Origin of the sequence: Microbacterium fluvii (genome assembly GCF_025515205.1) — a bacterium.
Lineage (GTDB): Bacteria > Actinomycetota > Actinomycetes > Actinomycetales > Microbacteriaceae > Microbacterium > Microbacterium fluvii.
The window spans coordinates 289,176-310,814 of the sequence record NZ_JAOPFX010000001.1 but is presented as its reverse complement, the minus strand read 5'-3'; the positions used below and the strand labels follow the sequence as shown (position 1 = coordinate 310,814).

General features: G+C 69.9%; 18 protein-coding genes. 7 read left to right on the top strand and 11 right to left on the bottom strand.

The genetic code is table 11. The annotated features are described in order from the left end of the window. Positions 1–70 precede the first annotated feature (70 nt). From OAW74_RS01455 to OAW74_RS01445, 3 genes are read right to left on the bottom strand one after another with little or no spacing between them, the layout of a single operon-like run. Positions 71–1,111: an ABC transporter permease gene (locus OAW74_RS01455; protein ID WP_262872551.1), complete on the bottom strand. Its 1,041-nt coding sequence runs from the start codon at positions 1,109–1,111 to the stop codon at positions 71–73. Continuing rightward, entirely contained in the window at positions 1,108–2,043 is a 936-nt protein-coding gene (locus OAW74_RS01450) for an ABC transporter ATP-binding protein (RefSeq protein ID WP_262872550.1), read from the bottom strand. The genes OAW74_RS01455 and OAW74_RS01450 overlap by 4 nt, the downstream gene beginning before the upstream one ends. A gap of 9 nt (positions 2,044–2,052) precedes the next feature. Then, entirely contained in the window at positions 2,053–3,078 is a 1,026-nt protein-coding gene (locus OAW74_RS01445; protein ID WP_262872549.1) for a glycerophosphodiester phosphodiesterase family protein, read from the bottom strand. A gap of 160 nt (positions 3,079–3,238) precedes the next feature. Between OAW74_RS01445 and OAW74_RS01440 the strand changes: the two genes are divergently transcribed. After that, positions 3,239–4,159, top strand: a complete 921-nt coding sequence (locus OAW74_RS01440; RefSeq protein WP_262872548.1) for a Bax inhibitor-1/YccA family protein — start codon at positions 3,239–3,241, stop codon at positions 4,157–4,159. Positions 4,160–4,331: 172 nt separating this feature from the next. Here OAW74_RS01440 and OAW74_RS01435 read toward each other — a convergent pair whose 3' ends face one another. From OAW74_RS01435 to OAW74_RS01410, 6 genes are all read right to left on the bottom strand, one after another. Further along, the gene (locus OAW74_RS01435) at positions 4,332–5,717 is read right to left on the bottom strand and encodes a glycosyltransferase (RefSeq protein WP_262872547.1); all 1,386 of its coding nucleotides are present in this window, start codon (positions 5,715–5,717) and stop codon (positions 4,332–4,334) included. A 473-nt stretch (positions 5,718–6,190) separates the two neighbouring features. Beyond that, on the bottom strand, positions 6,191–6,634 hold the full coding sequence (locus OAW74_RS01430; protein ID WP_262872546.1) for a nitroreductase family deazaflavin-dependent oxidoreductase: 444 nt from the start codon (positions 6,632–6,634) through the stop codon (positions 6,191–6,193). A gap of 186 nt (positions 6,635–6,820) precedes the next feature. Further along, positions 6,821–8,404 carry a glutamine-hydrolyzing GMP synthase gene (guaA, locus tag OAW74_RS01425; protein WP_262872545.1) on the bottom strand — a complete coding sequence of 528 codons (1,584 nt, stop codon included), beginning with the start codon at positions 8,402–8,404 and terminating at the stop codon, positions 6,821–6,823. Further along, positions 8,401–8,901, bottom strand: a complete 501-nt coding sequence (locus tag OAW74_RS01420; protein ID WP_262872544.1) for a DUF3817 domain-containing protein — start codon at positions 8,899–8,901, stop codon at positions 8,401–8,403. Before OAW74_RS01420 ends, guaA begins: the two co-directional genes overlap by 4 nt. A gap of 9 nt (positions 8,902–8,910) precedes the next feature. Further along, positions 8,911–9,780 (bottom strand): SURF1 family protein, encoded by an 870-nt coding sequence (locus OAW74_RS01415; RefSeq protein ID WP_378733106.1) that lies wholly within the window; start codon positions 9,778–9,780, stop codon positions 8,911–8,913. Next, positions 9,777–10,895 carry a GuaB3 family IMP dehydrogenase-related protein gene (locus tag OAW74_RS01410; RefSeq protein ID WP_262873898.1) on the bottom strand — a complete coding sequence of 373 codons (1,119 nt, stop codon included), beginning with the start codon at positions 10,893–10,895 and terminating at the stop codon, positions 9,777–9,779. The genes OAW74_RS01415 and OAW74_RS01410 overlap by 4 nt, the downstream gene beginning before the upstream one ends. Before the next feature lie 158 nt (positions 10,896–11,053). Here OAW74_RS01410 and OAW74_RS01405 point away from each other — a divergent pair, with 158 nt between their 5' ends. After that, positions 11,054–12,178, top strand: coding sequence for an FAD-dependent oxidoreductase (locus OAW74_RS01405; RefSeq protein ID WP_262872543.1), 1,125 nt, complete (start codon positions 11,054–11,056; stop codon positions 12,176–12,178). Between the two features lie 207 nt (positions 12,179–12,385). On the opposite strand, the gene guaB is transcribed toward OAW74_RS01405, so the two are convergent. Next, a complete protein-coding gene (gene guaB, locus OAW74_RS01400; RefSeq protein ID WP_262872542.1) occupies positions 12,386–13,888 on the bottom strand; it encodes an IMP dehydrogenase in 1,503 nt (500 codons plus the stop codon). 189 nt (positions 13,889–14,077) lie between these two features. Here guaB and OAW74_RS01395 point away from each other — a divergent pair, with 189 nt between their 5' ends. The 5 genes from OAW74_RS01395 to OAW74_RS01375 all read left to right on the top strand — a co-directional run bounded on the left by OAW74_RS01395 (position 14,078) and on the right by OAW74_RS01375 (position 19,609). Next, positions 14,078–15,397: a branched-chain amino acid ABC transporter permease gene (locus OAW74_RS01395; RefSeq protein WP_262872541.1), complete on the top strand. Its 1,320-nt coding sequence runs from the start codon at positions 14,078–14,080 to the stop codon at positions 15,395–15,397. A gap of 7 nt (positions 15,398–15,404) precedes the next feature. Beyond that, complete coding sequence (locus tag OAW74_RS01390) at positions 15,405–16,385, top strand: branched-chain amino acid ABC transporter permease (protein WP_262872540.1); 981 nt, start codon at positions 15,405–15,407, stop codon at positions 16,383–16,385. 4 nt (positions 16,386–16,389) lie between these two features. Then, positions 16,390–17,382, top strand: coding sequence for an ABC transporter ATP-binding protein (locus OAW74_RS01385; protein WP_378733100.1), 993 nt, complete (start codon positions 16,390–16,392; stop codon positions 17,380–17,382). Further along, complete coding sequence (locus tag OAW74_RS01380; RefSeq protein ID WP_262872538.1) at positions 17,379–18,143, top strand: ABC transporter ATP-binding protein; 765 nt, start codon at positions 17,379–17,381, stop codon at positions 18,141–18,143. The genes OAW74_RS01385 and OAW74_RS01380 overlap by 4 nt, the downstream gene beginning before the upstream one ends. 482 nt (positions 18,144–18,625) lie before the next feature. Further along, positions 18,626–19,609 carry a hypothetical protein gene (locus tag OAW74_RS01375; RefSeq protein ID WP_262872537.1) on the top strand — a complete coding sequence of 328 codons (984 nt, stop codon included), beginning with the start codon at positions 18,626–18,628 and terminating at the stop codon, positions 19,607–19,609. Positions 19,610–20,072: 463 nt separating this feature from the next. Here the strand turns inward: OAW74_RS01375 and OAW74_RS01370 are convergent, their stop codons facing one another. Then, a complete protein-coding gene (locus tag OAW74_RS01370; RefSeq protein WP_262872536.1) occupies positions 20,073–21,428 on the bottom strand; it encodes an ABC transporter substrate-binding protein in 1,356 nt (451 codons plus the stop codon). Positions 21,429–21,639: the final 211 nt, after the last annotated feature.

Below are 21,639 nucleotides of genomic sequence, written 5' to 3'. Positions count from 1 at the left end.
GAGCGCGTTCTCATCTGCGTCTCATGTTCGCACTCTGCCCGCCGCCGCGGCCCCTCGATGCGAGAAGCGCTCAGGCGATGCGCGTGCCGGGTGGCAGTGTGCGCGCGGGCGTGCGCGTGCGCCCCCACGCCCACCACAGCAGCGCCGCGGCCAGCAGCAGCTGCAGCCCCAGCCCCACGAACCAGCTCGGAACAGTCGAGTCGATGACGTCTTCCGCCGCCGGCCACTGATCGTCCTGGTAGGCGCCGGGGTTGCAGTCGTCCCACGTGGACTCCAGTTCCGGCGCCTTCTGGGCGCTGCGGATGCCGTACTTGATCTGACCGAACAGGTTGTCGGGGTTGCCCCACTGGTCGTAGGTCGTGGGCACGGCGTCGGCGAGGATCACGAAGGGGTTGGGCGTCAGCATCCACCACACGTGATCGAAGCGCGGCACCTCGTAGGTGTCGGTCGTCCATTCACCGCACCGGTCGATGGCGCCGTTCTCGTCGTATTCGGCGTAGCGGTAATGGCTCGTGTACTCGGAGCGGATGGCGGCGCCGCCTAGACCGAAGGCGATGAGGGTGCCGACGACCAGGGCCGCGACGACGAGATAGGTGGAGGCGACCGAGAAGAGCGGCCGGGCGAGCACGCCCGACAGGCCCACGCCGATCGCCGCGACGACGGCGACCTCGACGATCAGCACGAGCAGGCTGATCAGCACGGTCAGCGGCGCGACGCCGCCGCCGAGGGTGGCCACGAGCATGAAGGGCACGCCGAGCAGCACGAACGAGAGCCCGGTCAGCCACACCGCGAGGAACTTGGCGACGATCAGTTCGCCGGTGGTCACGAGCGTCACCTGCACGGGGGCGAGGGTCGCGGCATCCCGCTCGCCGTTGATCGCGTTGCCGCTGAGGGTCGGCGAGACGAGCACGACCAGCAGCAGGATCATGTAGACCACGACGGAGTACACCCCGCCGCCGCCGTAGTCGTAGCCGCTCCACACGAGGAACGACAAGGCCGTGACGATCACGAGGATGAGGGCGAAGACGCCCAGCAGCACGTACCATGCCACGCTGCGCATACGCTGCGTCAGGTCGAGGCGAATGAGAGTGCCGATGCGCGCGGCGTTCATGCGGCTCCTCCGCCGAGGTCGAGAAAGGTGTGTTCCAGCGTGCCCGTCGCGGCGCTGAACTCGACGACCGGCACGTCGGCGGCCACGAGCGCGCGCAGGGTGCGGGCGGCGTCGGCGTCGGACGCGATCGCCAGCAGCAGGTCGCGCCGGTCGATGCCGATCTGGTGCGACTGGATGCCGAGGGCGGCGCCCACGCGTTCGCGCTGCGCGTCGACGGCATCGGTCGTGTCGAGCCGGATGCGCCAGGCCCGGCCGCGGGTCGCCGCGGCGGCGACGCGGTCGCTCGAGACGGTGGCGCCCTGGAAGAGGAAGACGGCTTCGTCGACGACCTCTTCGAGCTCGCTCAGCACGTGGCTCGAGATGAGGATCGTTCGTCCGTCGTCGGCGAGGCGGCGCAGCAGCACGCGCAGGTCGATGCGCGCCTGCGGGTCGAGCCCGGACGCGGGCTCGTCGAGCAGCAGCACCTTCGGGTCGTGCACGAGCGCGCGGGCGAGGCCCAGCCGCTGCTTCTGCCCTCGAGAGAGCACGCGGGCCGGCGCGTCGGCCAGCTCGACGAGGCCCACTTCGGCCAGCAGCGCATTCGCGCGGGCACGGGCGGTGTCCTTCGGCAGATCGTAGAGGCGCCCCGTGACCGCGAGCGTCTCGCGGGCGCTCAGCGCGTTCCAGGCGCCGAGGCTGTCGGGCATCCAGCCGAGCACGGCGCGGGCGGCCTGCGGGTCTTCGACGGGGTCGATGCCGTCGATGCGGATCGATCCGTCGTCGGGCTGCAGCAGCGAAGCGAGCATGAGCAGCAGCGTCGTCTTGCCCGAGCCGTTCGGGCCGACCAGGCCCGTGACCTTGCCGGCCTCGGCCTCGAGGGTGACATCGCGCACCGCCTGCACCGCACCGAATGATCGACGGACGCCGGAGACGACGATGCCGGGTGAGGTCATACGGCCACTCTATGTGTCGGCTATGTCTGATCGGAAGAACTCCACGCCGAGATCGGCATGGTCGACGAAGACGCCGTCGACACCTGAGCTCGCCAGCATCCGCCATTCCGCCTCGTAGTCTCCGAACGCGGCCTTTCCGCCGGGGGTGCGGAACTGCCGCACCAGGAACGTATTCTCTGGCCGGCATGTCCAGGCGAACACGCGCAGGCCGCGGTCGTGGGCGTCGTCGACGACGGCGCTCGGCCCCCGGGCGTGCCCTCGGCGGTCGGGCGCGAGGATCATCTTCTTGTCGACGCTGATGCCCTCGACCGCGCCGGCCAGCTCGTCGAGTCCGCGCGGGCTCGCGGCGAACGCGTAGGTCGCGGCGGCGGCGCCGTGCGCGGCGACGAGATCGGCGGGCCGACCGCTCGCCTCGAGCAGGTAGACGAGCTCTGCGCGGATGCCGCGGCCACTCAGCTCTGCGAGCACCGTCTGCTCGAACGACTCGATCACGAGCGGCAGTGCGCCATCCGCCCAGCCCGCTGCGCGCAGCTCGGCCTCGACGAGGTCGGCCATGCTCCACCCGGCGCCGGCGAAGTGGGTCGCGTGTTTGATCTCGAGCACGACGCCGATCTGCCGACCCTGCACGGTGGAGTCCGCGCGCACGAGGTCGAGCACGTCACGCAGTCGCAGCACGGGCTCCCTATCGTCGAAGGCGGCGCTGTGCGGCCGCAGGGCGGGCAGCCGCTCGCGGCAGCGCAGCGTCGAGAGTTCGTCCCACGTGAAGTCTTCGGTGAACCAGCCGGTCAGCCGCACCCCGTCGACGGTCTTCGTCGTGCGCCGATCGGCGAACTCGGGCCGGTCTGCCACATCGGTCGTGCCCGAGATCTCGTTCTCGTGCCGCACGACGAGCACCCCGTCGCGAGAGACCACGACGTCGGGCTCGACCGCGTCGACTCCGCAGGCGATCGCGAGCTCATACGACGACCGCGAGTGCTCCGGCCGATACCCGGGCGATCCGCGGTGGCCGATCACGAGGGGGCGCGTGCGGGCCATGCGTTTCAGGCTACCCGCGGCCCCCGCATCCGCCCCGCCCGTGGGCACGCTCTGAGGCCTCTCACAGCCGGAACACTGCCGCGCGCGGCGGGGTGCCGTTAGTGTGGATTCACAGCACCGCGCTGTGACCTCTCAACCTCTTTGGAGTGTGTTCGAAGCCATGGCATCGTCCAACCCCGCATTCAACAATCCGGCCTTCCAAGACCAGCGGGCCGTACAGTCCTACCCCGGTGGCGCGAACGCCGCCGGCATCGGGTCTGCTACGCAGTATTCGACGACCGCGCACCAGGGCGTCGATGCGGCCGCCCAGGCTCGCCTCGAGGGCGCGTACGCCGCCCCCGCGGCCGGCTCGGTCGACACGGGCCGCATGACGGTCGAAGACACCGTCTTCAAGACGGTCGGCCTGTTCGCGATCCTGCTGGTGACCGCCGTCGCCGGCTGGATCTGGACGATGGCCCCCGTCACCGCCGCCAACCCCTCGCCCACGATGATGCCGTGGCTCATCGGCGCGATCGGCGGCTTCGTGCTGTCGATGGTCGTGATCTTCGGCTCGCGCAAGAAGATCCGCCCTGGCGCGATCTTCGCCTACGCGGCCTTCGAGGGCCTGTTCGTCGGCGGCATCTCGGCGTTCTTCGAGTTCATCTGGCCCGGCATCGTGCTGCAGGCCACGCTCGCGACCCTCTCGGTCGTCGGCGTCACCCTGGCCCTGTTCGCCAGCGGCAAGGTGCGCGCGTCGAAGAAGGCCACCAAGGTCTTCATGATCGCGATGATCGGCTACCTGGTCTTCTCGCTGATCAACGTGGGCCTCATGCTCTTCAACGTGCCGCTGGCCGGTGGCGCGTTCGGCATGCTCTCGACGGTGCAGATCGCCGGCATCCCGCTGGGCCTGATCATCGGCGTGCTCGTCGTGATCATGGGCGCCTACTCGCTCGTGCTCGACTTCGACTCGATCCAGCAGGGCGTGCGCAACGGCGCTCCCCGCCAGTTCGCGTGGATGGGCGCCTTCGGCATCATGGTCACGGTCGTCTGGCTCTACGTCGAGATCCTGCGCATCATCGCGATCGTCCGCGGGAACAACTGATCCTGCTGTAACAGCTGATCCTGCTGTAACCGAAGGGGCCGCTCATCCGAGCGGCCCCTTCGCCGTCCCTCCCCTCCCGCGAGTTGGCAGCTGTTGCCGCTTCCGGCCGGCCTCAGGCGACCACAGGTGCCAAGTTGCGGGGAGGGGGTGGGCGGATGCTGGGGGTGGAGGGTCAGCGGCGGGCGGGGCGCGCGAGCACATCCGCGACGGCCGAGGCCAGGGCGGCCATCACGTGCTCGGGGTCGAGCGCGCGCGCCGCGACCACGGCCTCGGCGGCCAGCGCCGTGCGCACCCCGTCGTCGAGCAGCACGCGCACGAGCGCCTCGACCAGGGCTGCCTCATCGCCGTCGGGCACCAGCATCCCTCCGCCGTCGGCGAGTGCATCGCGCGGGCCGTAGCGGATGTCGTAGCTGACGACCGGCGTGCCGTGCACGAGCGCCTCGGCGATCGAGAGCCCCTGGCCCTCGTAGGCCGAGGTCGACAGCAGCACCGCGGCCTCGTCGAGCACGCGTCCGGGCTGATCGGTGACCCCGCGCAGCACGACGGATGCCGTCAGCCCCGACTCGTCGATCAGCTGCTGCAGCTGCCCACGGAGCGCGCCATCGCCGTAGATGTCGAGCGTCGCGTCTGGCACGCGCCGGGTGACCTCGGCGAACGCGCGGATCGCGTGATCGATGCGCTTGCCGGGCGCGAGCCGGTTGAGCATGACGACCCGGCCGGCGTCGCGGCGATCGGCCGGCACCACGGCGTCGAGGGCCGGCACGGCGTGCGGCACGACCAGGTGCACGCCCTCGTGCCCGAAGCGCGCGGCGGCCTCGTCGCGCTGCTGCGCCGTCGGCCACAGCACGGCGTCGAAGCGCTCGGCCAGGTCGAACCAGCGCGACCACAGCGCGTTGACCGGCGCATCCGGCGCGTACGGCGGCTCGAGGTGGATCGTGTGGATGGCATGCACGAGCCGCGCATCGGCGTCGTCCCACCCGGCCAGCAGCTCGCCGAGCTGACGCGATTCGCAGATCACGACCACGGGCCGGGCGGGGTCGTCGGCGCGCAGCTCCGCCACGACGTGGTCGAGCCACGCGCGGTACAGCGCGCCGAACCCGTCGACGACGCCGGCGACTCCGCCGCGGGCGTCGAGCACGCCCACCGGCGCGGTCGAGATGTGCCAGTCGGGGTCGCCGACGATCACCGGCAGCGCGACCGCGCCACCGCCGGTCGGCACGCGGCGGTAGGTCAGCGCGGGGTCGAGATCGCCGGGGTGCGCCGCCGCGATCAGCCAGTCGGCGGCGCCGCCGCGGTCGGCGAGCGCCTCATCGAACAGGTTGCGGAACAGCTCGGCGGATGCCGCATCCCCCCGCTCCACGAAGGCGCGCCGGTGCTCGGCGTGCGCGTCGGGGTCGCCGGGGTCGACAGTCAGCAGCAGCGGCCCGCGGCCTCCGGCCACGCCCGCCGCCGCGAGCTGCCGCGCGCGGGCGAGCGTCGCGATCGTGTAGCCGCCGTCGAGCCCGGGGATGAGCCGGCTCGAGAGGATCAGGTACTCCGCGTCGGGGAACTGCGCCATGCCCCCATCCTGCCCCGCGCGACCGCGGTCGCCACATAGTGTGACCGGAGCGCCGACGCGGTCGCACTAAAGGGTGACCGGAGGTGGGCTGCATCCGCTCAGTCGCCACGTATGGCGGCCGCGGCGATCGGCAGGCCACCATTTACGACGACTGAACGTTCGCAGCATCCGCTCAGTCGTCACATATGGCGACCGGGAAGCACTCAGAACTCGCCATATACGACGACTGGGAACGGGTAGTCCGGCTGCATCCGCTCGGTCGTCACGTATGGCGGCCGCAGCGATCGGCAGGCCACCATTTACGACGACTGAACGTTCGCACCATCCGTTCAGTCGTCACATATGGCGACCGGGTGGGGCCGCGAGGCCGCCATTTACGACGACTGAACGGATGCTGCATGCCGCCGCCGAACGGATGCTGCAGGCCGCCCCGCCGAACGGGTGCTGCGGACTGCAGCCGCAGGCCGACGCCCTCAGGCCGGGTCGATGCGGAACACGGGCACGCCGGGGGCGACGATCAGCAGCTCCGCGTCGGTCGCATCGGCGTCGAGGTGCTCGAAGAACCGGTCGACCTCCCAGGCCCACGCCTTGAGGTAGGCACGCAGGATCGGCGGCTTCTCATGATCGGGCACCTCGACCGCGGTGAACCGCTCGACGCGGCGGCCGACGCGCAGCTCGCCCTCGCCCGAGGCGCGCAGGTTCTTGGTCCACTGCGCGTGCCCCCGAGGCCCCACGAGGTAGCGCGATCCGGCCACGCGGAGCGGGTTGACCGGGGTCGTGCGCCACTGCCCGCTCGAGCGCCCGCGCACGGCGAGCACACGGCTGCCCGCCATGGGCATGCCCATACGCGTGAACCATCCGACGGCCTTGTTGAATGCAGCATCCATCGCCGTCGGCTTGACGAACCGCTCCCCCACACCGCTATTAGTACCACCGCGGGCTCGCCGCCCGCACCGGTTCATTCGCGAGACTGCATCTGCACGACGAGACCGCGGATGCTGACCGAGACCGCGCCCGTCAACCGCGAGACCGCGCACACCGGCCGAGACCGCGATCAGCGGCCCCGGTCTCGGCACGCGATCGCGGTCTCGCGCACAGCGGTCTCATTCCCACTCGATGGTCCCCGGGGGCTTCGACGTGACGTCGAGCACGACCCGGTTGACCTCGCGCACCTCGTTGGTGATGCGGTTCGAGATCTTCGAGAGCACGTCGTAGGGCAGGCGCGTCCAGTCGGCGGTCATCGCGTCTTCCGACGACACCGGGCGCAGCACGATCGGGTGGCCGTAGGTGCGGCCGTCGCCCTGCACGCCCACCGAGCGCACGTCGGCCAGGAGCACCACGGGGCACTGCCAGATCTCGCCGTCCAGGCCCGCCTGAGTCAGCTCGAACCGAGCGATGGCGTCGGCCTCACGCAGGATCTCGAGGCGGTCAGCGGTGACCTCACCCACGATCCGGATGCCGAGGCCGGGCCCCGGAAAGGGCTGGCGGCCGACGATCTCGGCCGGAAGTCCGAGCTCGCGGCCGATCGCGCGCACCTCGTCTTTGAAGAGGGTGCGCAGCGGCTCGACGAGCTCGAACTGCAGGTCTTCCGGCAGGCCGCCGACGTTGTGGTGGCTCTTGATGTTGGCGGTGCCGGTTCCGCCGCCCGACTCGACGACGTCGGGGTAGAGAGTTCCCTGCACGAGGAAGCGGATGGGGTCGCCCTCGGCCGCCGCTTCGGCGATGAGGTCGGCCTGCACCTTCTCGAACGCGCGGATGAACTCACGTCCGATGATCTTGCGCTTCTGCTCGGGGTCGGAAACACCGGCGAGCGCCGAGAGGAACGTCTCTCGGGCGTCGACGGTGATGAGCCGGACGCCGGTCGAGGCCACGTAGTCCTGCTCGACCTGCTCGCGCTCGCCCTTGCGGAGCAGCCCGTGGTCGATGAACACCGCGACGAGCTGGTCGCCGACGGCTTCGTGCACGAGCGCCGTCGAGACGGCGGAGTCGACGCCGCCCGACAGCGCCGAGAGCACGCGGCCGGTGCCGACCTGCTCGCGGATGCGGGCGACCTGCTCGGCGATGACGTTGCCGCTGTTCCAGTCGTTGGCAAGACCTGCGGCCTTGTGCAGGAAGTTCTCGAGCACCTTCTGGCCGTAGTCGGAGTGCTTGACCTCGGGGTGCCACTGCACGCCGTAGAAGCACTTCTCGTAGTTGCCGAAGGCCGCGACCTTGGTCGCGCCGGTCGAGGCGAGCACCTCGAAGCCCTCGGGGGCCTTGGAGACCTGGTCGCCGTGGCTCATCCAGACGTTCTGCTCGGCCGGCTGACCGCCCAGCAGCACTCCGCCGTCGCCGGTGAGGGCAGCATCCGTCGCTCCGTACTCGCGCAGGCCCGTGTTGGCGACCTCGCCGCCGAGGGTCTGGGCCATCACCTGGAAGCCGTAGCAGATGCCCAGGGTCGGCACGCCCAGGTCGAAGACGGCGGGGTCGAGCCGGGGCGCGCCCTCTTCGTACACCGACGAGGGGCCCCCAGACAGCACGAGGGCGACGGGGCCCTTCGCGGCGATCTCGGCGGCGGTCGCGGTGTGCGGCACGATCTCGCTGTACACGCCCGCCTCGCGCACGCGTCGGGCGATCAGCTGCGCGTACTGCGCGCCGAAGTCGACGACCAGCACGGGGCGCTGGGAGGTCTCGGTCTGTTCGGTCACCGGGTGTTCTCCGTCGGGATCTGTTGGGTGAGTGACGAGTGCTCGGCGCGCGAGTGCAGCTCGGCCGCCTCGCGCTCGTCGAGGTAGCGCCGCACGTCGCGCGCGGTTCGGGCCTCGAGGAAGAAGGATGCGAAGGGCACGATGCCGCCGGAGGCCAGCAGCAGGAAGCGCCAGAACGGCCAGCGCATCATCGACCACAGCCGGAAGCAGGCGAAGAGGTACACGACATAGAACCAGCCGTGCACGATGAGGATGCCCAGCGACAGGTTGATGCCGTCGCCGGTCGAGACGAGCCCGTCGGGGCCCTCGACGACGGGAGCGAGCCAGAGGAATCCGCCGGAGCCGCCCAAGAAGACCTCGACCGCGAGCGGCGTGTACTTCAGCACCATCTCCAGGCACAGCAGCAGCAGGCCGACGCCCGTGATGATCGAGCAGATCTGGTAGAACTTCAGCGCTCCGCGGATCGCCGGAAACGTGGCGAGTTTGGGGGCGGGCATGCCTCCAGTCTAAAGGCCCGCGGCGGCGCTCCCGCCCGGCGCGGATGCCTCTTCGAGCTCTTCGAGCTCGCGCTCCCACGCGTCTTTGGCCAGGCGGTACCAGATGTAGAACGCGAGACCCGCGAAGATCGCCCACTCGATCGCATAGAAGATGTTGAGCCAGTTGATGCCCGACCCCTCATCGGGCGCGGGCGAGGCGATGTCGATGAGGCCGCCGTCGGCGGTCTGCGACGCGAGGTAGGGGCGGTAGACGTTGAGCCCCTCGACGTCGTGCCAGCGCGATAGCAGGGCTGCGGGCGACATGCGGGTGAGACTCAGCGGGTCTTCGTCGGCGCGCGGCACCGCGACACCCTCGTCCGAGATGATGCGTCCCGTGATCGTGACGGCGGATGCGGTGGCCTGCGCATTCAACGCATCCACCGCGGCCTGGGCGTCGGCCTCGGTGGCCGCCCACCCGATCGCGACGGCGACCGACGTGGGGCCTTCGGCGCCGGTGTCGGTGTCGGGGTCGACCCGCAGCTGCCCCGTGACCCAATACCCCTCGACGCCGTCGTTGTACCGCGAGGAGATCACGATGAAGTCGCCTTCGACCCACGTGCCGCTGACCTCGACGCGCTGGCCCACGAGCGGCTCGGCGAGGTACTCACCCGGCGCGAGCACGTCGGCGAGCGGCTCGACGCTCTCGGTGGTGCCCGGCGGCAGCGGGTCGGTGTCGATGGCGCTCGAGAGCTGCCACTGCCCGAGCCACGCGAAGATGCCGGCGACGACGAGGCAGACCCCGAGCATCGCGATCCACCACGGCCGCAGCATGACTTCGCGCAGGGTCGGCGGAAAGACCTCGGGGTCGAGGTCTGCGGGGGGCACTGCGGGTTGGGTCATCCGCCGCTGTAGGGGGCGACGACGACCTCGACGCGCTGGAACTCCTTGAGGTCGGAGTATCCGGTGGTGGCCATCGACTTGCGCAGGGCCCCGATGAGGTTCGCGGTGCCGTCGGCGATCGGCGCGGGGCCGTAGAGCACGGCCTCCAGCGTCGTGACCTGGTCGACCTTCACGCGGTTGCCGCGGGGGAGCTTGGCGTGGTGCGCCTCCGGACCCCAGTGGTAGCCGCGGCCCGGCGCGTCGGTGGCCCGTGCCAGCGCGACGCCGAGCATGACAGCATCCGCACCCATCGCGAGCGCCTTGACGATGTCGCCCGACGTTCCCACGCCGCCGTCGGCGATGACGTGCACGTAGCGGCCGCCCGACTCGTCGAGGTAGTCGCGACGGGCGCCGGCGACGTCGGCGACGGCCGTGGCCATCGGAGCGTGGATGCCGAGGGTCGCGCGCGTCGTCGAGGCCGCTCCCCCGCCGAAGCCGACGAGCACGCCCGCCGCCCCCGTGCGCATGAGGTGGAGCGCGGCGGTGTAGGTGGAGGCGCCGCCGACGATGACGGGCACGTCGAGGTCGTAGATGAACTTCTTGAGGTTCAGCGGCTGCTCGACGCTCGAGACGTGCTCGGCCGACACGGTCGTGCCGCGGATGACGAAGAGGTCGACGCCCGCGGCCACGACGGTCTCGTAGAGCTCCTGAGTGCGCTGCGGCGTGAGGGCGCCGGCGACGGTGACGCCCGCCGCGCGGATCTCGGCGAGCCGGTCGCGCACCAGCTCGGGCTTGATGGGCTCGGCGTAGAGCTCCTGCATGCGGCGGGTGGCGTCGGCATCCGCCAGCGACGCGATCTCGGCCAGCAGCGGCTCGGGGTCGTCGTAGCGCGTCCACAGGCCCTCGAGGTCGAGCACGCCGAGGCCGCCGAGCTGGCCGAGCATGATCGCGGTCTGCGGGCTCATGACCGAGTCCATGGGGGCGCCCAGCACCGGGATGTCGAACCCGAACGCGTCGATCGACCACCCCGTCGAGACGTCCTCGGGGTTGCGCGTGCGCCGCGAGGGCACGACCGCGATGTCGTCGAAGGCGTAGGCCCGGCGGGCGCGCTTGGCGCGACCGAGCTCGATCTCCATGCTCACCGTCCCAGCCTACTCGCGGTGCCCTGAGCGCCGAATCGGCGCCGCACCGCCGGCATCTGCGGGGCGCCAGAATGGATGCTGTCACCCCGGCCGAGAGGAGCCCCACCATGTGGCACACATCGCGGCCTCGACCCCGACGGAGGGCCCCAGGTGTGCCACCTGGATCGCCGACGCGGACGTCGAGGCGCATCGTCGTGGTGGGGGGCGGGATCATGGGGATGTCGACGGCCTGGGCGCTCACCCGCCGCGGCGAGCGGCCCATCGTGCTGGAGCGCTTCGCCCGAGGCCACACCCGCGGCGCCTCGCACGGCGAGACCCGCAACTTCAACAACGCCTACGCCGACGCGCACTACCTCGACCTGCTCGCCCGCGCCCGCGAGGGCTGGGACGCCCTCGGCGAGGTCGACGGCGAGCCGCTGCTGCGGCTGCACGGCCTCGTCTCGCACGGCTCGGGCGCCGCCCTCGGCAGCGTCGGCATCGGGCTCGCCGACATCGCGGAGGCGCTCGGCGACCGAGGCATCCCGGCCGAGCTGCTCGACGCCGCCGAGGCGCAGCGGCGCTGGCCCGGCATGCGGTTCGACGACACGGTGCTGTACTCGCCCGACGCGGGTGTCGCACGGGCGGCCGCGGCGCTGCGGGAGCTCGAGCGCCGGGTGGTCGCGGCCGGCGGCGAGGTGCGGTGGGACTCCCCCGTCACCGCCGTCGAGCAGGACGCCGACGGCGTCACCCTGCACACGCCGGCGGGGGCGCTGCGGGCAGACGTCGTGGTCGTGACGGTGGGTGCGTGGTCGGAGGGGGTGCTGGGCGGCATCCGCCTGCCTCCGCTGCGGGTCACCGAAGAGAGCCCCGCGCATTTCGCCCCGCGCGACCCGGCGCTGCCGTGGCCGTCGTTCAACCACTTCGTCGAGCCCGGCACGTGGCCGGCGAACGTCTATGGCATGCCGACGCCCGGCGAGGGGGTCAAGGTGGGCTTCCACTGCGTCGGCGACGAGGTCGACCCCGACGCCCGCCGCTTCACCCCGGTGCGGCAGGCCGAACTCGCCGAGTATGTGCGGGAGTGGTTCCCCGGATTGGATGCCGCCACCGCCGTGCCGATCAGCTGCACCTACACGACCACCCCGACCGAGGCCTTCGTGCTCGACCGGGTCGGGCGGGTCGTGGTGGGGGCGGGGTTCTCGGGTCAGGGGTTCAAGTTCGCGCCGGGGGTCGGTGCGGTGCTGGCCGATCTCGCGCTGGATCCGACGGCGCAGGCCGCTCCGGCGTTCCGGCTGCCCTGACCCCGTTTCGTCTCGTCGCTGCGCTCCTCGCTCAACGCCCGGAACGGCACAGCACCCCTTTTCGTCTCGTCGCTGCGCTCCTCGCGGGGCGCCCGGAACGGCACAGCACCCCGTTTCGTCTCGTCGCTGCGCTCCTCGCGGGGCGCCCGGAACTGGCCCGCCACCCACCGGGCGTTGAGCGAGCGCAGCGAGACGAAACGAACCGTCTCAGCGCTTGTAGTTCGGAGCCTCGACCACGATCTGCACGTCGTGCGGGTGCGACTCCTTGAGTCCTGCCGCCGTGATGCGCACGAACCGGCCCTTGGCCTTGAGCTCGTCGATCGTGCGGGCGCCGACGTAGAACATCGACTGCCTCAGGCCCCCGATGAGCTGGTACGCGACGGCAGAGACGGGTCCTCGATAGGCGACCTGCCCCTCGATGCCCTCGGGGATCAGCTTGTCGTCGCTGGGCACATCGGCCTGAAAATACCGGTCCTTCGAATATGACGTCTTCTTGCCGCGGGTCTGCAGCGCCCCCAGCGACCCCATGCCGCGGTAGAGCTTGAACTGCTTGCCGCCCTGGAACACGATCTCGCCCGGCGACTCGTCGGTGCCGGCCAGGAGCGAGCCGAGCATGACGGTGTCGGCTCCCGCGACGAGGGCCTTGGCGATGTCGCCCGAGTACTGCAGGCCGCCGTCGGCGATGATCGGCACGCCGGCCTCGCGGGCCGCGAGCGACGCCTCGTAGACGGCGGTCACCTGGGGCACGCCGACACCGGCGACGATGCGCGTGGTGCAGATGGAGCCCGGTCCGACGCCCACCTTGACAGCATCCGCCCCGGCATCCACGAGCGCCTGCGCGCCCTCGCGGGTGGCGACGTTGCCGCCGATGACGTCGATGTGGTCGAACGAGCTGTCGGCCTTGATGCGGCGCACCATGTCGATGACGCCCGCCGACTGGCCGTTGGCCGTGTCGACCACGAGCACGTCGACGCCCGCGTCGCGCAGCGCCTCCGCGCGCTGCCACGCGTCGCCGAAGAAGCCGATCGCCGCGCCCACGCGCAGGCGCCCCTGCTCGTCCTTGGTCGCGAGCGGGTACTTCTCGCTCTTGTCGAAGTCCTTGATGGTGATGAGCCCCGCGAGCTTCCCCTCGGGGTCGACCAGCGGCAACTTCTCGACGCGGTGCTTGGCGAAGGTCGCGATGACGTCGTTCGCGCCGATGCCGACGGGGCCGGTGATGAGGCCCTCGCTGGTCATGACGTCGCGCACCTTGGTGCTCTGGCGCTCGAAGCCCGAGACGAAGCGCATGTCGCGGTTGGTGACGATGCCCACGAGCCTGCCGTCGTCGTCGACGACCGGCAGCCCCGAGATGCGGTACTGCGCGCACAGCGCGTCGACCTCGGCGATCGAGGTGTCGGGCGTCGTCGTGATCGGGTCGGTGATCATCCCAGACTCGCTGCGCTTGACCTGGTCGACCATGGCAGCCTGGTCTTCGATCGAGACATTGCGATGAAGGATGCCGAGGCCTCCCTCTCGGGCGATGGCGATCGCGAGGCGGGCCTCGGTCACCGTGTCCATCGCCGCAGACAGCAGCGGAGTGGCGACCGTGATGCGTCGCGTCACCCGCGACGACGTATCGGCCTCGCTCGGGATGACGTCGGTGTGCCCTGGCAGAAGCAGCACGTCGTCGTAGGTGAGTCCGACGAAGCCGAACGGGTCGCTGTTCTCCATGTGTTCTCCTGCATCGTTTCGCGCGTATCGATTCTAAGTCGCCAGATCACGGTTTCATTCCGGTGACCGCTGCGTGCGCGCGTCGGTTGCGGTCAGGAAACACACAGGCAACAATCGCTGGGTACGGTCAGGTGTCGCCGAGGCCACCTCCGGGTTCCGCGGCGCCGACCACCCACTAAGGAGGTGCCAGTGGCGATCACCCGACCATCGCTCGCTGACAGAGTTCCCTCGCGTGCGTTCGCGTCCGTGATCGCCGGGCTGTTCGCCCTCGCGCTGCTGTTCGGCTTCGCCGCTCCGGCATCCGCGGCCAGCGAGGACCCAGAAGACTTTCCCTACGCCATCGCCGGCAATGTGAAGTCGGCCGGCGAGCCGATCGCGGGGGCGACCATCGTCGTCACCGGCGACGACTACACCGGCCAGGCGACCACCGCCGAGAACGGCAGCTGGCGGGTTCCCGTGCCCACCAAGGAGGGCACCTGGACCGTCGAGCTCGTGCAGTCGAGCCTGCCGGCAGGGGTGACCGCCCCCGAGGGCTTCGAGTTCACGCAGGAGGTGGAGTTCGGCGCGACGAGCACCGTCACGCGCAACTTCACCCTCGCGGCGGCAGAACGGCAGACCGCGAGCTTCTGGGACCAGTTCGTCTCACGAGCGGTCAACGGCCTGAACTTCGGCCTCATGCTGGCCCTCGCCGCCATCGGCCTCTCGCTCGTGTTCGGCACGACGGGCCTGTCGAACTTCGCGCACGGCGAGATGGTGACCTTCGGCGCCCTGGCCGCGCTGCTGTTCTCGACGACCCTGCACCTGAACATCTGGATCGCGATCGTCTTGGCGGTGGTGGTCTCGGCCCTGTTCGGGTGGGGAATGGATGCCGGCCTCTGGCGGCCGCTGAGACGCAAGGGGCTCGGCACGGTCCAGCTCATGATCGTCTCGATCGGCCTGTCGCTGGCGCTGCGCTACCTCTACCAGATGTTCATCGGCGGCGGCACGGAGCAGCTGCCTGGGGCGGTCTCGACCGTGATCCCCGGCCTCGGACCGATCCGCCTCACGATCACCGACGTGGTGAGCATGGGCGTCTCGATCCTCGTGATCCTCATCTTCGCCTGGTGGCTCATGCGCACCCGCATCGGCCGCGCCACCCGCGCCGTCAGCGACAACCCGTCGCTGGCAGCGGCGAGCGGCATCGACGTCGACGCGGTCGTGCGGGTCGTGTGGATCGTCGCGGCGGCCCTGGCGGGTCTGTCCGGTGTGCTCTGGGCCTACTTCCGCCCCGGCATCAAGTGGGACATGGGCACCAGCATCCTGCTGCTCATCTTCGCCGCGGTCACCCTCGGCGGGCTCGGAACGGCGTTCGGAGCCCTCGTCGGCTCGATCATCGTGGGTCTTCTGGTCGAGGTCTCGACCCTGTGGATCCCCTCCGACCTCAAGTACGTCGGCGCGCTGGTCGTGCTGATCGTCATCCTCCTGTTCCGTCCGCAGGGCATCCTCGGACGCCGAGAGCGCATCGGATAGGCGAGACATGAACTGGCTGCAGATTCTCAACAACACCCTCGCCCAGATCCTCGCCCCGGCGACCCTGGGCTACGTCCTGGCCGCGATCGGCCTGTCGGTGCACTTCGGCTTCGCGGGCCTGCTCAACATGGGCGTCGCCGGCTTCATGGCCATCGGCGCCTACGGCTTCGCGATCTCGATCCTCACCTTCGGCCTTGCCTGGCCGGTGGCAGCTCTCGTGGGCTTGGTGGCCGCGGTCGCGTTCGCCCTCATCCTCGGCATCCCGACGCTGCGCCTCCGCGGCGACTACCTGGCGATCGTCACGATCGCCGCCGCCGAGGTGCTGCGACTGATCTTCCTCACCTCGAAGGGCCGTGAGATCACCGGCTCGGCCGACGGCCTCTCGGGCTTCCAGGCCGGCTTCCGGGCGAGCAACCCGCTGCCCCCGGGCAAGTGGGGCTTCGGACCGTGGACCTACCAGTCCGACCAGTGGTGGGTCATCATCGTCGGCACGATCACGATCGCGATCGTCATGCTCGTCGTGTGGCTGCTCATGCGCAGCCCGTGGGGCCGCGTGATCCGCGGCATCCGCGAAGACGAGGATGCGGTCCGCTCGCTCGGCAAGAACGTGTTCTCGTTCAAGATGCAGGCCCTCATCGTCGGCGGCGTGATCATCGCGATGGGCGGCATCGTCACCGCGATGGGCACCAACGTCAACCCGAACGTCTACGTCACGTCGCAGACGTTCTATGTGTGGACGGCCCTGCTGCTCGGCGGCGCGGCGACCATCTTCGGCCCGGTGCTGGGCGCCGTGCTGTTCTGGATGGTGCGCGCGTTCCTCTCGAACCTGCTGCCGGCCATGGTCAACGCCGGCTGGCTGCCCTTCCTCACGGTGGAGCAGAGCCAGATGCTCGTGTTCGTGCTGGTGGGCGTCGCGCTGATGCTGCTGGTGATCTTCCGCCCGCAGGGCATCCTCGGTAGCAAGAAGGAGCTGACCTTTGTCCGCTGACGTCGTGCCCCCGACCCCCCGTCCGAAGGCGACCGGTCTGCACAAGGGCGAGATCCGCCCCGGTGTCGAGAAGGTCGACCCGATCATCGTCATCGACGATGTGAAGCGCGTCTTCGGCGGCCTGACGGCCGTCGACGTCGAGCACCTCGAGATCCCGCGGGGCGCCATCACGGCGCTCATCGGACCCAACGGCGCCGGCAAGACGACGCTGTTCAACCTGCTCACCGGCTTCGACAAGCCCAACACGGGGTCGTGGTCGTTCGACGGCACGAACCTGTCGGGCATCCCCGCCTACAAGACGGCCCGCATGGGCCAGGTGCGCACGTTTCAGCTGACCAAGTCGCTGGGCCTTCTCACGGTGCTCGAGAACATGAAGCTCGGCGCGCCCAAGCAGACCGGCGAGAGCATCTGGAGCAGCATCCTGCCGTTCACGTGGAACAAGCAGGAGCGCGAGATCGAAGACAAGGCGCGCGATCTGCTCGCCCGCTTCAAGCTCGACGCCAAGGAGCAGGACTTCGCCGCGTCGCTGTCTGGCGGTCAGCGCAAGCTCCTCGAGATGGCGCGCGCGCTGATGAGCGACCCGACCCTCGTGATGCTCGACGAGCCGATGGCCGGCGTCAACCCGGCCCTGACGCAGTCGCTGCTCGACCACATCCTCGACCTCAAGGACCTCGGCATGACGGTCGTGTTCGTCGAGCACGACATGCACATGGTGCGCCACATCGCCGACTGGGTCGTCGTGATGGCCGAGGGCAAGGTCGTGGCCGAGGGCCCGCCCGACTCGGTGATGCGCGAGCAGGCCGTGATCGACGCGTACCTCGGCGCGCACCAGGACGTCGACCTCGGCGTCGTGACCGGCCGCTACGAGGGCGAGCTGACCGCCGAGGCGGCCGAGCTCGTCGAGACGGCGCAGGAGCTGAACGCGGCCGTCGAGGCCGAGGAGGCGCGTGCCGACTCCGGCGAGGGCGCTGCTTCCGGCGAGGAGGAGACCAAGTGAGCGACACCGTGACGCAGCCTGCGGCTGCAGCATCCGCCTCCGCCGAGAACGTCGTCGTGCTCGACAACGTCGTGGCGGGGTACCTGCCGGGGGTGAACATCCTCAACGGCGCGAACCTCACCGCCGCCAAGGGCGAGCTCATCGGCATCATCGGCCCCAACGGCGCCGGCAAGTCGACGATGCTCAAGGCGATCTTCGGCCAGGTCAAGGTGCGCTCGGGCTCGGTGCTGCTCAACGGCGAAGAGATCACGGGCCTGCGCGCCAACCGGCTCGTCGGCAAGGGCGTCGGCTTCGTGCCGCAGACCAACAACGTGTTCCCCTCGCTGACGATCGCCGAGAACCTGCAGATGGGCGCCTACCAGCGGCCTAAGGTCTTCAACGAGCGCGTCGAGTTCGTGACGTCGATCTTCCCCGATCTCGGCAAGCGCCTGCAGCAGCGGGCGGGGTCGCTGTCGGGCGGCGAGCGGCAGATGGTCGCGATGGGCCGCGCGCTCATGATGGACCCGCACGTGCTGCTGCTCGACGAGCCCTCTGCGGGCCTGTCGCCCTCGCGGCAGGACGAGGCGTTCCTGCGCGTCTCGGAGATCAACAAGGCGGGCGTGACCACGATCATGGTCGAGCAGAACGCGCGCCGCTGCCTGCAGATCTGCGACCGCGGATACGTGCTCGACCAGGGCCGCGACGCCTACACCGGCACCGGTCGCGAGCTGCTGAACGACCCCAAGGTCATCGGCTTGTACCTGGGCACCCTGGGCGCCTGACGCCGGCGGTTTTCGGGGGCGGATGCTGCGGCATCCGCCCCTTCGTCGTTGCTGCCCCGGGGCTTCCCTTCTTCTGGTCTTTCTGTCTTCTGCTTACCTGGTCTTTCTGTCCATGTGGCACACATGAGGACCTCAGGGTAGGTCGAGCCCGCCATGTGGCACACCTGGCGCGAGAGCGCCCTCCCGCCCTGCTCGACCACGTGGCACACATGAGGACCTCAGGGTAGGTCGAGCCCGCCATGTGGCACACCTGGCGCGAGAGCGCCCTCCCGCCTACTCGACCATGTGGCACACATGAGGACCTCAGGGTAGGTCGAGCCCGCCATGTGGCACACCTGGCGGAAGAGAACGGATGCTGCCCCTGCCCGAGTCGGCAGGTCACGACCGCGGGAGACTCCTCCCCTGACTCGGGTCGACCGCGAACTGTCCCCCGATCCGCTTGCGCGGCGCCGAGCGACCCGCGAGCGCGGCATCGTGTGGAGATGCCGGTTCCACCGATCCCCCTCCCCGCTGCGCTGGGCGGTGAGTTCACCTCCGCCGCCGCCCGCGCACTCGGCGTCACGGGTTCTCGGCTCGCAGCGAAGGATCTGGAGCAGCCCTTCCACGGCGTGCGCCGCGTGAAGAAGGAGGAGTCTCCTTCCGAAGATGCGCCCGGCGCCCACGACCGGGCGCTGCGCGAGAGAGTTCTGCGCGACGCGCACACCTACAGGCTGGTGATGGCGCATCATGCGTTCTTCATCGGACGTACGGCGGTCGTCATCCACGGAGCCACCGCGCTCGGTCACGGCGCCGACCTCGAGGTGGGGGTCGTCGATCCCCGCCGCGCCCCGCGCGCTCGCGGCGTGCGGGGCCGAAAGCTTCTCGAGCCCTTCGCCCGTGTCACGAGTGCGCAGTCGCTTCCGGTGCTCGATGCAGCCGCGGCCTGGGCAGCGCTCGGCAGCGACTGCGACGTGCTCGATCTCATCCGCCTCGGCGACGAGCTCGTGCGCATCCCACGTGGCGAGCGGGGTCGACCCGAGCCGGCGCGGCAGATCACGACGATCGCGCAGCTGCGGGAGGCCATCTCGTTGGGAGTCCGCCCAGGAACCGGCCGGCTGCTCACCGCGATCGACCACGTCCGCGTCGGCAGCATGTCTGTTCTCGAGACGGAGTACCGCATCCACTCCTGTGCTGCGGGCATGCCCGAACCCGACCTCGACGTCGAGATCCGCAACGCGGCGGGCGCCCTGCTCGGAATCGCGGATGCTGCGTACCACCAGTGGCGCGTACTGGTCGAGGTCGAAGGCGACCAGCATCGCGTGAGCCGGGAGCAGTGGCAGCGCGACATCGAGAAGCATGCGGCCTTCACCGCGGAAGGCTGGGAGGTGCTGCGCCTCACGGGTGGGCACATCCGGGGCCGCGGCAGGCCGGGAATCACACGCGTCGCAGAGGCCCTGGCGCGCCGTGGTTGGCGTCGCGCCGGCTGACCTCACCCCGCGCGCCGGTCGCCCGAAGCACTCCGCAGCGCAAGCCCCCGCATCCATGTGATCCAGGTGGCACACCTCACGACCTCAGCGTCGCCCGACATCGCCATGTGTGCCACGTGGCGCGCACCGGGCTTCACGCCCCGCATCCACGTGGCACACATGAAGGCCTCGGGCCACCCCGAACCCGCCAGGTGTGCCACATGGAAAGCAGTGAGGCCCACCGGGCTTCACGCCCCCGCATCCACGTGGCACACATGAAGACCTCGAGCCACCCCGACCCCATCAGGTGTGCCACATGGAAAGCAGTGAGGCCCGCCGGGCTTCACGCCCCGGCATCCACGTGGCACACATGAAGACCTCGAGCCACCCCGACCCCATCAGGTGTGCCACATGGAGGAAAGCAGGGCACAACAGGAAGGGGCCCCGGTCCGAAGACCGGGGCCCCTGTGCTGTGTGTCAGGTATCAGCCGACGTTGAGGAACGAGTAGTTGTTGTCGTCCCCGTACTGGAAGACACCGATCGACGCCTCGGTCGGGTCGCCGACCTCGTTGAACGTGATCGGGCCAGAGACACCGTCGTAGTCGGCGACGCCGCCTCCGATGATGATGTCGGCGCACTCGGCGTAGGTGGTGCACTTGGTGCCGTCACCCGTGCCGCCCGAGACCTGCTGCAGGTGCGCAGCGACGTCGGGACCTGCCGAGGAGCCGGCCTCGAGGGCCGCCAGCGCGAGCAGGATCACGGCGTCGAACGACTCCGGAGCGTAGGTGAAGTCCTCGAGCTCCGCGTCGCCCTCGCTCTTGACGAACGCCTGCAGGTCATCGCGGAAGTCCGCGATGGTCGCCGGGTCGACAGCCGGGTAGGTTCCCTTGGCGCCGGCGAGCGTGCCGGCGTCGAACTCGTCACCGAAGTTGGCGAGGTTGCCGTCGACGAAGTACATCTTCTCGGCGGGGAAGTCCGCACCCACGAGCTCGGGGATGATCGTCTTGACCTCTTCGAACGTGATCAGCGCGATCGCGTCGGGGCTGGCCGCGAGAACGTCCTCGACCTGAGCCGAGAAGTTCGTGTCACCCGTGTTGTAGAGCGACGCCGCGACGACCTCTCCACCGGCAGCCTCGAAGGCCTTCTTGGTGAAGCAGGCCAGGCCCGTACCGTACGAGTCGTTGAGGATGATCATGCCGAGCGTCTCGTTGCCGTCGGCGCCGATCAGGTTGCCGAGCACCTCGCCCTGGAGCACGTCCGAGGGGGCGGTGCGCCAGTACAGGCCGTTGTCCTCGTAGCCCGTGAAGGCGGCCGAGGTGTTGGCCGGCGAGAACTGGATCGCGTCGGCGGCGATGACCTGGTCGATGAACTGCAGCGAGGTGCCCGAGGAGGCGGCGCCGATGATGGCGGTCGCGCCCTCACCCAGCAGACGCGGGATCTCGGTCTCGTAGGCCTTGTTGTCGGTGTCGCCCGAGTCGCCCTGGATCAGGTCGATGTTGACGCCCTTGTCCGCCTCGTTGACGACCGAAGCCGCGTACTCGGTGCCCGCGATCTCGGGCGGGCCGAGGAAGGCGAGGTTGCCGGTGACGGGCAGCGCCGTGCCGATCTTGTAGGTGAGGTCTTCGGCGGGGCCCGTCGAGGTCGACTCGTAGGTCGGCGTGTACGACGCGGGCTCGGCCTCGTCGCAGTTGATCGGGAACTCGAAGCCGCTGCCTTCGGCGGCCGTCGTGCCCTCGGGCTCGCTGCTGCCGGAACAACCGGCCAGGACGAGTGCGCTTGCGCCGACCAGGGCGATGCCGCCGAGGACCTTCGCGGTGCGCGAGCGGGTGAGAACGCTCATGTTGCTCCTTGCTATGGGTGGACACGGAAACGGCTCGGGCGCCGCCTCAGTTGTCTCAACCTATCTGCGACCGGGTCTCGCGCATGTTGCCATTCGTTAACGATGTGAAACAAGCACATCTCACTTCGATAACGGTCGGATGCTGCCGCTTCGCACGGTTTTCCGCCCCTCGCCGCGGGAATACCCCTGAGGGGTATCCTTGTTGTACCGC